This window comes from Trueperaceae bacterium, assembly GCA_019454765.1.
In the GTDB taxonomy this organism is placed as follows: domain Bacteria; phylum Deinococcota; class Deinococci; order Deinococcales; family Trueperaceae; genus JAAYYF01.
Genome location: JACFNR010000003.1, coordinates 10,241 through 22,159, shown reverse-complemented (window position 1 = coordinate 22,159; position 11,919 = coordinate 10,241). Strand labels below are relative to the sequence as shown.

Annotated in this window: 11 protein-coding genes; 5 read left to right on the top strand and 6 right to left on the bottom strand. The window is 72.2% G+C overall.

Annotated elements, in window-relative coordinates; translation table 11 throughout:
* The 6 genes from phnE (H3C53_01600) to H3C53_01575 all read right to left on the bottom strand — a co-directional run.
* Positions 1-824 (bottom strand): phosphonate ABC transporter, permease protein PhnE (gene phnE, locus H3C53_01600; GenBank protein MBW7915373.1); only part of this gene is annotated, 824 nt, incomplete at its 3' end.
* Between the two features lies 1 nt (position 825).
* A complete protein-coding gene (phnE, locus tag H3C53_01595; protein ID MBW7915372.1) occupies positions 826-1,611 on the bottom strand; it encodes a phosphonate ABC transporter, permease protein PhnE in 786 nt (261 codons plus the stop codon).
* Complete coding sequence (phnC, locus tag H3C53_01590) at positions 1,604-2,365, bottom strand: phosphonate ABC transporter ATP-binding protein (GenBank protein MBW7915371.1); 762 nt, start codon at positions 2,363-2,365, stop codon at positions 1,604-1,606. Before phnC ends, phnE (H3C53_01595) begins: the two co-directional genes overlap by 8 nt.
* A gap of 110 nt (positions 2,366-2,475) precedes the next feature.
* Complete coding sequence (locus tag H3C53_01585; GenBank protein MBW7915370.1) at positions 2,476-3,357, bottom strand: phosphate/phosphite/phosphonate ABC transporter substrate-binding protein; 882 nt, start codon at positions 3,355-3,357, stop codon at positions 2,476-2,478.
* Between the two features lie 146 nt (positions 3,358-3,503).
* Complete coding sequence (locus H3C53_01580) at positions 3,504-4,268, bottom strand: amino acid racemase (GenBank protein ID MBW7915369.1); 765 nt, start codon at positions 4,266-4,268, stop codon at positions 3,504-3,506.
* Positions 4,265-5,266 (bottom strand): D-cysteine desulfhydrase, encoded by a 1,002-nt coding sequence (locus H3C53_01575; protein ID MBW7915368.1) that lies wholly within the window; start codon positions 5,264-5,266, stop codon positions 4,265-4,267. Before H3C53_01575 ends, H3C53_01580 begins: the two co-directional genes overlap by 4 nt.
* Before the next feature lie 244 nt (positions 5,267-5,510).
* On the opposite strand from H3C53_01575, the gene deoC reads away from it, so the two are divergent.
* The 5 genes from deoC to H3C53_01550 form a co-directional block, all read left to right on the top strand.
* Positions 5,511-6,530 carry a deoxyribose-phosphate aldolase gene (gene deoC / locus H3C53_01570; protein ID MBW7915367.1) on the top strand — a complete coding sequence of 340 codons (1,020 nt, stop codon included), beginning with the start codon at positions 5,511-5,513 and terminating at the stop codon, positions 6,528-6,530.
* A 127-nt stretch (positions 6,531-6,657) separates the two neighbouring features.
* Positions 6,658-9,063 carry an aldehyde dehydrogenase family protein gene (locus tag H3C53_01565; protein ID MBW7915366.1) on the top strand — a complete coding sequence of 802 codons (2,406 nt, stop codon included), beginning with the start codon at positions 6,658-6,660 and terminating at the stop codon, positions 9,061-9,063.
* The gene (locus H3C53_01560) at positions 9,053-10,264 is read left to right on the top strand and encodes a glycine C-acetyltransferase (protein MBW7915365.1); all 1,212 of its coding nucleotides are present in this window, start codon (positions 9,053-9,055) and stop codon (positions 10,262-10,264) included. Before H3C53_01565 ends, H3C53_01560 begins: the two co-directional genes overlap by 11 nt.
* A gap of 1 nt (position 10,265) precedes the next feature.
* Positions 10,266-11,306 (top strand): L-threonine 3-dehydrogenase, encoded by a 1,041-nt coding sequence (gene tdh, locus H3C53_01555; GenBank protein ID MBW7915364.1) that lies wholly within the window; start codon positions 10,266-10,268, stop codon positions 11,304-11,306.
* Positions 11,307-11,473: 167 nt separating this feature from the next.
* The coding region (locus H3C53_01550; GenBank protein MBW7915363.1) for a universal stress protein at positions 11,474-11,919 on the top strand (446 nt) is incomplete at its 3' end.

Below are 11,919 nucleotides of genomic sequence, written 5' to 3'. Positions count from 1 at the left end.
ACGAGGCGGCGCCTGATCCGCGAGCTGACGGCGTCGACCACGATGATGAACGCGACGATCACCAGGAGCAACATCGACACCTCGGCCCAGCGGCGGAACTGCAGGCGCTGGATGAGCGGCAGGCCGATCCCGCCCGCGCCGACCATGCCGAGCACGGCCGCGGCGCGGAGGGTGATCTCGAAGCGGTAGAGGACGTTGGAGAGGAACTCCGGCAGTACTTGGGGCACCACCGCGTACAGGAACGCGTGGAGCTTGTTGCCGCCCGCGGCCGTGATCGCCTCCATGGGCCCACGATCGATCCCCTCGATCACGTCCGAGAAGACCTTGCCCAAGTAGCCGATGGAGTGGATGCCCATGGCCATGATCCCGGCGGTCGGCCCGGGACCGGCGGCCGCCACGAAGATGACCGCCAGCACGATCTCGGGGAACGTGCGCACGGCGACGAGCAGGCCCTTGCCGGGCAACGCCCAGCGGGTCCCGCCGAGGAGGTTGCCGGCCGCGAGGAAGGAGAGCGGGAAGGCGAGCACCGCGCCCAGGGCGGTGCCGAGGATGGCCATGAAGAACGTCTCGACCATCGACTTCCAGGCGAGCCCGAACACCTGCGTGTCCGGACGCACCAGGCCGCGCAGCAGGGGCATGGCGTTGCGCTTGATGCCGAGCTCCACCCGCGACCAGGGGGGCAGGTCCATGGTCACGAGCGTGATCACGAACAGCACGGCCAGGGCGACCGCCCCGGCGGCGAGCAGGGCCTGGTTGCGCCTGACGTGCGCGGGCGCGGCGGGCAGGTCGGTCGGTAGCGGGCGGGTGGTGCGGACGCCGGCCATGTCAGATGAGGCGCGAGCGCGCCCAGACGCTGAAGCCGTCGATGGCGAGCACCACGACGAACACGACCACGATCAGCGTGCCCAGCCCCGGGTAGTCGAAGAAGCCCATGTAGGTCTGCAGCAACACACCGATGCCGCCGGCGCCGACGAAGCCGATGACGACGCTGGCGCGCACGTTTATCTCGAAGACGTAGAGGATGTAGGAGACCATCGTGGCCGCGATCTGCGGGATGACGGCGAAGACGATCGTGCGGTTGCGCCCGGCGCCCACGGCGCGCAGCGCCTCGAGAGGTCCGGGGTCGACGGCCTCCACCGTCTCGGAGCCGAGCTTGGCGAGGACGCCGACGGAGAAGAAGGTCAGCGCCACGACGCCGGGGAGGGCGCCCAGGCCGAGGACCGCCACGAAGATGGCGGCCCACAACAGGTCGGGGATGCTCCTGAGCACCGTCAACAGCGTCCGCGCCACCCACATGGTGACCGGGTTGACGGCGGTGTTCGCCGAGGCGAGGAAGATCAGGGGGACGGCGATCAGGCTGCCGATCACCGTGGCGACGTAGGCGATCTGGATGGTCTGCAGCAGCGGTCCCCAGATCTGGGGCAGCGCCGTGAGGTCCGGCGCCATGCGGCCGAAGAACCGGAAGAAGTCGTAGGCGCCCGTGAACAGGGCCGGCAGGTTGAAGTTGGTCTGCCGCAGCGCCAGGCCGATCAGGGCGGCGACGGCCGCCAGCGTGAGCCACGACTTGATGGCGCCCGCGCGAGGCGGACGCGGCAGGCCGGCGTCAAGCACCGCGCAGGTCCTTGTCGTCGATGGGGCGACCGTAGATCTCCTCGAAGGCGTCGTCGCTCGCCTCGGCCGGCGTGCCGTCGAACACGACCAGTCCGTCGCGCATCCCCACGATGCGGTCGGCGTACTCGCGCGCCATGTCTATGAAGTGAAGGTTGACAACCGTGGTGATGCCGTCCTCGCGCGCGATCCGTTTGAGGTCGCGCATGACGGCGTGCGAGGTGGGCGGGTCGAGGCTCGCGACGGGCTCGTCCGCCAGCATGACCGAGGGGCGCTGGGCGAGGGCGCGGGCGATACCGACGCGCTGCTGCTGCCCGCCCGACAGGGCGTCGGCGCGGACGTAAGCCTTCTCCGGGATCCCCACGCGCTCCAGGCAGTCGTGCGCGTAGGCGCGGTCGGCGCGCGGGAAGGCGCTGGCCACGCCGCGCCAGGCCGGTAGGTCGCCGAGGCGGCCCGCCAGCACGTTGCGGATGACGCTCGAACGCTTGACGAGGTTGAAGGTCTGGAAGATCATGCCGATGTCGGACCTGGCGGCGCGCAGGGCGGCGCCGCGCGCCCGCGTCACGTCGACGTCACCGACCACCACGCGCCCGCTGGAGGGGACGACTAGGCTGTTGACGGTGCGGATCAGGGTCGACTTCCCGGCACCCGACAGGCCGACCACGACCACGAACTGGCCCTCTGGGATCTCTAGCGTCACGCCCTTGAGAGCCTTGAGGCCGGTCTTGTAGACGACCTCCACGTTTTCGAAGCTGATGCGACTCACGACGACGACAACGCTACACGTAAGCGGGCGGTGAGGGATAGCCCCCACCGCCCGCCGTGGTGTCCGGTGCGGTGCCCGGCGTTCCCGGGCGCCGCACCAGGTCAGCGCTTGAAGGTCGCGGAGACCTCGCGCACGATGTCGTACGCGGAGGGGTCGACGCGGGCGAACTCGGTGACGTTGAAGAGCGTCTTCGTGAGTTCCTTGCCCTCCGGCGTGTTGGCGATGTCGATCATGGCGTCCTGGATCTGCGTGATGAGCTCGGGGTCGAGGCCCTTGCGCGCCACGGCGCCGTCGTTGGGGATGTAGTCGGAGTAGCCGAGGATGCACACCACGTCCTTGACGTCGGGGTGTTCCGCCTCGATGGTCTCGCGGCCGTCGGAGCCGGGCGAGCCGCCGAAGGTGACCGACACGTCCACGTCGCCGTTGTAGACGGCGAGGGCCGCGGCGTCGTGCGAGCCCGCGAAGATGGCCGTCATGTCGGTGTCGGGGTTGATGCCGTAGGTGTTCTTCAGGGTCACGTACGGGAACTGGTAACCGGAGGCGGAGCCGGGGTCGACGAAGGCGATCGTCTTGCCCCTGAGCTGGCTGAACTCCGTGATGCCGCTGTCGCAGCGCACGTTGAACTGAGCGCGGTAGGAGGTTGCGCCCTGGCGCACCGAGGCGAGGATCACCTGCGCGCCGTAGTTGTCGATGGCCTGCACGACGCCGGCGGGACCGAAGAGCCCCACGTCGACGCGACCGGTGCCGACCGCCTCGACGAGGCCGACGAAGTTGGTGGCAACGAACGTCTCGACCGGGATGAGGAGGCGCTCGGAGAGCATCGCCGCGATCGGGTCGAGGCTATCGACGATGGCGCCGGCCTCGCGGCTCGGAACCATGCCGATGACGAGCTTGGACGGGACGTCGCCCTGCGCCTGCGCCGTGCCCACGAAGAGCGTGGCGCCCAACACGAGTGCAACTAGGGTGGAGATTAGCCTTTTCACGTGGTGTCCTCCGACGGTGACGGTCCAGGCGTGGTGCGGCTCCGCCGGGCCACCGGTTCCGGCGGCCCCCACGGGGGATCGCGCTCGTCCGCCCCCCGCGGCACCCACGCCTGCGCGTGGGCCAGAGTAGCACGCGGGCCCGGTGACTAGGCGCCCGGGCGGAGGGGCGGGGGCACGGGCCTGATGCCCGTGCCGATAGCGACGGCGGCCGCCACGAGCGCGTCCGTCGACGCCACCAGCGGCACCTCCAGCCCCGCGGCCGCCAGGTCGCCCCGCGCCAGCACGAGCGGGACCTCCGTGCAGCCCGCCACGAGCGCCTCCGCGCCCGCGTCCACCAGCGTCCGCGCCAGCGCCAGCATGCCCGCCCTGACGTCCGGGCCCGTGTCGCCGCCCTTGACGCGGTAGAGGAGCGCCATGAACGCGGCTCGGTCGGCTCCGGTCGGTTCCAGGACGGTCACGCCGCGCGCGGCGAAGGCGCTGGGGTAGAGGCGGGCGTCCTGCGCGCCGGCGGCCGCCAGCACTCCCACGGCCGCCGCTCCGGGCGCGGCGGTCAGCGTGGCGGCGACCGCCTCGTCGACGATGCTGACGAGGGGCGCCGCCACGGCCCGTCGGACCTCGTCAGCGAAGGCGTGCGCCGTGTTGCAGACCATGAACAGGACCTCCGCGCCCGCCAGCTCCAGGCGCCTGGCCATGTCCGCCAGCCCAGGCCCCGGACTCGGCCCCGTGCCTGCCACGCCGGCGTTGCGGTCGGGCACGCGCGGGTCGGAGAGGAGCACCAGGTGCAGGTGGTCCTGGTCGCCGGCGGCCGGCGTGGCCGCCACCAGCTTGGCGTAGAAGTCCACGGAGGCGGCCGGTCCGAGGCCACCCAGGATGCCAAGCACGGGCCGCCGCGCGGCGCCCTGCCGCGTCATCGGCCGAGGAGGACGTCCTGGTAGGCGTAGAGGGCCGGGCTGCCACCGGTGTGGAGGAACACCACGTCCTCGTCGCGCTCGAAGGCGCCGCGACGCACGAGGTCGACGAGCCCGGCGGCGGCCTTGCCGGTGTAGACGGGGTCGAGCAGGACGCCGTCTTGGCGCGCGAAGAGCTGCACCGCCTCGACCATCTCGTCCGTCGGGATGGAGTAGCCGCCCCCCACGTAGTCGTCGAGCACGACGACGTCGGCGGCCGTGGGCGCGCGCTGGGAGCCGGCGAGCTCGGCGGCGGCGCGCGCCAGGCCGAGGATCTTCTCCTCCTGCGGCGCCTTGGGCGCCCGCACGCTGATCCCCGTCACGCTGACGCCGGCGCTGGTGCCGGTGAGGCCCGCCACGATCCCGGCGTGGGTGCCGCCGCTGCCGCTGGCCGTGACGAGGTGCGAGAACGCCAGGCCGGCGTCGAACGCCTGCTGCATGAGCTCTTGGGCGCAAGCGACGTAGCCGAGGGCGCCTCGGGCGTTGGACCCGCCGCCAGGTATCACGTACGCCTTGCGGCCGACCGCCGCCACCTCGGCGGCCACCGCCTGCATGGCCGCCCCCAGGTCCGTGCCCGCAGGCACGACCGTGATGGCCTCGGCCCCGAGCAGGCGGAACAGGAAGTTGTTGCCGGTCGCGTTCTCGTCGTAGCTGGCGGGCACCCGCTCCTCCAGCACGAGCCGGCACGACAGCCCCTCCCTCACGGCCGCGGCGAGCGTCAGGCGGCAGTGGTTCGACTGCACCGCCCCCGTGGTCACCAGCGTGTCGGCGCCCTGCTCCAGGGCGTCGGCCACGAGGAACTCGAGCTTGCGCGTCTTGTTGCCGCCCGCCGCCAGGCCGAGCAGGTCGTCGCGCTTGATCCAGAGCCGTGGACCGCCGAGGTGCGCGCTGAGGCGCGGCAGGGGTTCGAGCGGCGTGGGGCCCGCCGTGTAGCGGCGGCGGGGGAAGCGGGAGAGTTGCATGGTCGACCTCCAGGGGCGCACCAGCGTGACGCGTGGCGTCGGCCGTGCCCGGGGCCGGCGCGCCGTGAGCGGGCGCGCCGTGAGCGGGCGCGCCGGGCGGGCCGGTGGACCCCATCATAGCGGCAAGGGCCGCGAGGCCCGGGGTGGCGCCGACCCGGGACCGCGCGCCACGCGCGCGGTATGCTCGACGCCCTGAGGCGTTCCCGACGCCCGGCCGCGCCAGGCGGCCCGAGGAGAGTGGGGCATGACCATCTCACCGCACGAAACGCCGCCACCAGCGGCGCCCTCCGCCGCGGCGCGGGCGGGGTTCGAGCCGCTGCCCCGCAACGAGGGCACCGCGCTCACGCTCGACTGGGTCGAGGGAGTGCAGGTCAACCGCAGCGCCGTGGAGCGCCGCGCCGCCACCCTCGCCACGAGGCGCAGCGTCAAGAAGGAGTGGCAGGCGGCGTGGCTGCTCAAGGCCGTCACGCTCATCGACCTGACCACCCTCTCGGGCGACGACACCCCCGGCCGGGTGCGGCGGCTCTGCGCCAAGGCAGTGCGGCCGGTGCGCCAGGACCTGCTGGAGGCGCTCGGCATGGGCGACGTTCGCATCACGACCGGTGCGGTCTGCGTCTACCACGACATGGTCCCCACCGCGGTCGCGGCGCTGCGCGGCAGCGGCGTGCCAGTCGCCGCCGTGTCGACCGGCTTCCCGGCCGGTCTCTCGCCCCTCGAGACGCGCATCGAGGAGGTGCGCCGCTCGGTGGCGGCGGGCGCCACGGAGATCGACATCGTCATCTCGCGCCGCCACGCGCTCATGCACGACTGGGAGGCGCTCTACGACGAGCTCAGGCGCTTCCGGGAGGCGTGCGGGCAAGCTCACATGAAGGCGATCCTCGCGACGGGCGAGCTGGGCACGCTGCGCAACGTGCACCGCGCCAGCCTCGTGGCCATGATGGCTGGCGCCGACTTCGTCAAGACCTCGACGGGCAAGGAGGTCGAGAACGCCACCCTGCCCGTTAGCCTCGTCATGACGCGCGCCATCCGCGAGTACTACGAACGCACCGGTTACGCCGTCGGGTTCAAGCCGGCCGGTGGGCTGCGCACCGCCAAGGACGCCATGGCCTGGCTCATCCTCGTGAAGGAGGAGCTCGGGCGCCGCTGGCTCGAGCCCGACCTGTTCCGCATGGGCGCCAGCTCCTTGCTGGCCGACATCGAGCGCCAGCTCGAGCACCACGTGACGGGGCGTTACTCCGCCACGTACCGGCACCCGCTCGGATGAGGGGGCGAGAGGTGGCGCCGCCGCCGCGCGGTGGGCGCGGCGCCCTGCGCGTTGCGGCCACACATGTTCAAGTCGGTAAGGCGCGCCGGCGAGGTGGCGCGGCCGGCCCCGGGAGGAGCCCGTCGGCATGACAGTCAGGGAGATCTTCGAGACGATGGAGTACGGCCCCGCCCCCGAGGCGGGCGACGTGGCGCGCGCCTGGCTGGACCGCCACGGCAGGCGCTTCGGGCATCACATCGGCGGCCGCTACGTCAAGCCCGCCGCCGGGACCACGTTCCCCACCCACAACCCGGGCGACGCGAGCGAGTTGGCGCAGGTGGCGCAGGGCGACGAGCGCGACGTCGCCAAGGCCGTCAAGGCTGCCCGCGTCGCGCAGCCCGCCTGGCAGGCGCTCGGGGGGCACGGCCGCGCCCGCTACCTCTACGCGCTGGCGCGGCACGTGCAGAAGCACGCGCGCCTGCTCGCCGTGCTCGAGACGCTCGACAACGGCAAGCCCATCCGGGAGACGCGCGACCTCGACGTGCCGCTCGTGGCGCGCCACTTCTACCACCACGCCGGCTGGGCCCAGCTGATGGACGCAGAGTTCCCCGGCTACGGGCCCGTTGGCGTGTGCGCGCAGATTATCCCGTGGAACTTCCCGCTACTGATGCTGGCGTGGAAGGTGGCGCCGGCGCTGGCGGCGGGCAACACCGTGGTCCTCAAGCCGGCGGAGTTCACGCCCCTCACCGCGCTCCTCTTCGCGGAGCTCGCCACGGAGGTGGGCCTGCCCGCCGGCGTCTTCAACGTGGTGACGGGCGACGGCGCCACCGGCGCCGCCCTGGTGGCCGCCGATGGGATAGACAAGGTGGCGTTCACCGGCTCCACCGAGGTCGGTCGCCTCATCCGGCGGGCCACCGCCGGGCGGGGCGTGAAGCTGTCGCTCGAGCTGGGCGGCAAGTCGCCCTTCATCGTCTTCGAGGACGCCGACATCGACAGCGCGGTCGAGGGCGTGGTGGACGCCATCTGGTTCAACCAGGGGCAGGTCTGCTGCGCCGGCAGCCGCCTCCTCGTGCAGGAGAGCATCGCGCCCCGGCTCGAGGCCAAGCTGATCGCGCGCATGGAGACGCTGCGCGAGGGCCCGCCCCTCGACAAGGGCATCGACATCGGCGCCATCATCGCGCCCGTGCAGCTCTCGAAGATCGAGCGCCTGGTCGGGATCGGCAGGGAGGAGGGGGCGCGCTGCTACCAGCCGAGCTGGGCGGCGCCGGAGGAGGGCTGGTACTACCCGCCCACCCTCTTCACAGACGTGTCGCCCGCCGCGGTCATCGCGCAGGAGGAGATCTTCGGGCCGGTCATCGTGAGCATGACGTTCAGGACGCCGGCCGAGGCGGTGGAACTGGCCAACGACACCCGCTACGGCCTGGCGGCCAGCGTGTGGACCGAGAACGTCAACCTCGCCCTCGACGTGGCGCCCAAGCTCAAGGCCGGCGTGGTCTGGGTCAACTGCACGAACCAGTTCGACGCGGCCGCGGGCTTCGGCGGTTACCGCGAGAGCGGCTTCGGCCGCGAGGGTGGGCGCGAGGGGATGTTCGAGTACCTGCGCCCGACGTACGAGGCCGCGCTCGAGCCTTACGCCCCGGCCGAGGTGGCGCCGCCCGCGCCCGCCGCCGACGTGACGGCGGGCCTGCAGGACGGCGCTTCCCCGGCCGGCATCGACCGCACCCCCAAGCTCTACGTGGGCGGCAAGCAGAAGCGCCCCGACGGCAACTACGTCTACCCGGTGCTCAGCGCCGCCGGCGTGCGGGTGGGGGACGCCCCCCTCGGCAACCGCAAGGACGTGCGCGACGCGGTCGAGGCCGCCCTGAAGGGGAGCGCCTGGGGCAAGGCAACGGCGCACCTGCGGGCGCAGGTCCTCTACTACGTGGCGGAGAACCTCGGCGTGCGGGCACCCGAGTTCGAGGAGCGCCTGACGAGCCTCACGGGCGCCTCGCGGCGAGCCGCGGCGCGCGAGGTCGCCAGGAGCGTCGAGCGCCTCTTCGCGGCCGCCGCGTACGCCGACAAGTACGACGGCCGCGTGCATCCGACCCCCATGCGCAACGTCACGCTCGCCATGAACGAGCCTTACGACGTGCTGGCGGTCGTCTGTCCAGACGAGGCGCCGCTACTCGCCTTCGTGTCGCTCGTCGCCCCGGCCCTCGCCATGGGGAACCGCGTGGTGGCGGTGCCGAGCGCCCGCTGGCCGCTCCTCGCCACCGACCTCTACCAGGTGTTCGACACGTCCGACGTGCCGGGAGGCGCCATCAACATCGTGACGGGCGTGCGCGACGAGCTCGCCAAGGTCTTGGCGCAGCACGACGCCGTGGAGGCCATGTGGTACTTCGGGTCGGCGGACGGCGCGGCGATGGTCGAGCGGGAGAGCGTGGGGAACCTGAAGGCCACCTGGGTCAACCACGGCAAGAAGCGCGACTGGCACGACGACGCCCAGGCCGGCGGGCGCGAACTCCTGCGGCGCGCCACGCGCGTCAAGAACGTGTGGGTGCCGTATGGCGAGTGACCGCGCCGCCTTCCTGGCGGGACTGACGGAGCAGTTGGCGGGGCTGCGCGCCGAGGGCCTCTACAAGGACGAGCGCGTCATCGCCTCGCAGCAGCAGGCCCTCGTCGAGGTGCGCGAGGACGGCGCCACGCGCGAGGTCCTCAACCTCTGCGCCAACAACTACCTGGGCCTGGCCAACCACCCCGCCGTGATCGAAGCGGCGCAGCGCGGCCTGGCGGAGCGCGGCTTCGGGGTGGCGTCCGTGCGCTTCATCTGCGGCACGCAGGACATCCACAAGGAGCTCGAGGCGCGCCTCAGCGCCTTCCTCGGCACCGACGACACGATCCTCTACTCGTCGTGCTTCGACGCCAACGGCGGGCTGTTCGAGGCGATCATGGGAGAGGAGGACGCCATCGTCTCCGATGCCCTCAACCACGCCAGCATCATCGACGGCGTGCGCCTCTCCAAGGCGCGGCGCTACCGCTACGCCAACAACGACATGGCGGACCTCAGGCGCCAGCTGGAGGCGGCGGACGCCGCCGGCGCGCGCCACAAGCTGATCGTCACGGACGGCGTCTTCTCGATGGACGGCGTCATCGCCGACCTGGGCGCCATCTGCGACCTGGCGGACGAGTTCGGCGCCCTCGTGATGGTCGACGACAGCCACGCCACCGGCTTCACGGGCGAGCACGGCCGCGGCTCGCACGAGGCGAAGGGTGTCATGGGGCGCGTCGACATCCTGACCGGCACCCTCGGCAAGGCGTTGGGGGGCGCCTCCGGCGGCTACACGAGCGGTCGCAAGGAGATCGTGGAGTGGCTAAGGCAACGGAGCCGCCCCTACCTGTTCTCGAACTCGCTGGCCCCGAGCGTGGTGGCGGCGTCGCTCGAGGTCCTCACGCTGCTCGAGGGGAGCCGCGAACTCAGGGAGCGCCTGCGCGACAACAGCGCTTACTTCCGCGCCGCCATGACGGCCGCCGGCTTCACCCTGGCCGGTGAGGGGCACCCCATCATCCCCGTGATGATCGGTGACGCCGCCCTCGCCGGCCGCATGGCCGCGCGGCTGCTCGAGCTTGGCGTCTACGTGGTCGGTTTCTCCTTCCCGGTGGTGCCGCGCGGGCAGGCGCGCATCCGGACCCAGATGTCGGCCGCCCACACCCGCGAGCAGCTGGGGGGCGCCGTGGCGGCCTTCGCCCAGGCGGGCCGCGAGCTGGGGGTCATCTAGCGTGCGGGCGCTCTCCAAGTTGGAGGCGCGCGAGGGCATCTGGCGCGTCGAGGCCCCCGTCCCCACGCCGGGACCCAACGACCTCCTCGTGCGCATCAGCAAGACCAGCCTGTGCGGCACCGACGTGCACATCTACAACTGGGACGAGTGGTCGCGGCGCACCGTGCCCGTGCCCCTCATCACGGGGCACGAGTGGGTGGGGGTGGTGGCCGAGGTGGGCTCGGAGGTCGACGGCTACGCCGTGGGTGACCGCGTCAGCGGCGAGGGACACATCACCTGCGGTCACTGCCGCAACTGCCGCGCCGGGCGCCGCCACCTGTGCCGCAACACGATCGGCATCGGCGTGCAGCGTCAGGGCGCGTTCGCCGACTACCTGGTACTGCCGGCCTTCAACGCCTTCAAGCTCCCCGACTCGATACAAGACGACGTGGGCGCCATCCTCGACCCCCTCGGAAACGCCGTCCACACGGCGCTGATGTTCGACCTGGTGGGGGAGGACGTGCTCATCACCGGTGCCGGCCCGATCGGGCTCATGGCTGCCGCGGTCGCGCGCTTCGTTGGGGCGAGGAACATCGTGATCACCGACGTGAACCCGAGCCGGCTCGCGCTCGCCGAACGGATGGGCGCCACGGTGGGGGTCGACGTGTCCGCCCCGGACGCCGACCTGGGCCGCGTCATGGCCGACCTCGGCATGGTGGAGGGGTTCGACGTGGCCCTCGAGATGTCGGGCGCCCCCGCCGCCTACGCGCAGATCCTCGAGACCATCATCCACGGTGGCAAGGTCGCGCTCCTCGGCATCCCCGCCGCCGGCTTCGCCGTCGACTGGAACCAGGTCATCTTCAAGGGCCTCACCCTCCAGGGGATCTACGGGCGGCAGATGTTCGAGACCTGGTACAAGATGCGCAACCTGCTCAGCGCCGGGCTGGACGTCACGCCCGTCATCACGCACCACTTCGCGGCCGACGACTTCCAGGCGGCGTTCGACGTCATGCGGAGCGGTCGCTCGGGCAAAGTGATCCTCGACTGGAGCGGCGGCGCCTAGCAGCTAGGGCGCGCCGTGAGCGCTGCGCGGGTCTGGCCGGGAACCCGGACTAGACTCGCATCAGCGCGGCTCGCTCGTTCCCATGCGTCCGCGTCGTCCGACCGCCCTTCAGCCGACGACGACCGCCGTCCTCCTCGGGCGCGCCCCGCGATCCATGGGGAGGGTTCATGTTCCGCCACCTCTTGCTTCCGTTGACCGGCACCGGCCTCGATGCCGAGGCAGTCAGGCACGCGCGCGCCATGGCGCTGCTCGCCGGAGCCGACGTGCACGTCATGCGCGTGCTGGAGCCGCCCGAGCGCGGCCCGGACGCCGGCCCGATCGACACCCTCGAGTGGCACGCCAGGCGCGTGGCGGCCGAGGAGGGGCTGGCGCGCGTGGCCGACGAGCTTCGCGCCGCCGGGCTGACGGTCGAGACGACCTGCGCCGAGGGGCAGGTCACGGAGCACATCATCCACCAGGTCCACCAGGGGGTGGACCTCATGGTGCTTCCGACGGGCGAGTTCGGGCGGGCGCACGTCGGCGCCCTCGGGGGGCAGGTCCTGTGGCGCTCGTACGTGACCACCCTGCTCGTCAGGGGCGAGCGCGCCCCCGATCACGGCCGCCGCGACGGACC

Coding starts and splice junctions, on each gene's coding strand:
- H3C53_01580 (MBW7915369.1), bottom strand. CDS start 4,268: ATGACGCGGCAGGGCGCCGCGCGGCGGCCCGTGCTTGGCATCCTGGGT.
- H3C53_01575 (MBW7915368.1), bottom strand. CDS start 5,266: ATGCAACTCTCCCGCTTCCCCCGCCGCCGCTACACGGCGGGCCCCACG.
- deoC (MBW7915367.1), top strand. CDS start 5,511: ATGACCATCTCACCGCACGAAACGCCGCCACCAGCGGCGCCCTCCGCC.
- H3C53_01565 (MBW7915366.1), top strand. CDS start 6,658: ATGACAGTCAGGGAGATCTTCGAGACGATGGAGTACGGCCCCGCCCCC.
- H3C53_01560 (MBW7915365.1), top strand. CDS start 9,053: ATGGCGAGTGACCGCGCCGCCTTCCTGGCGGGACTGACGGAGCAGTTG.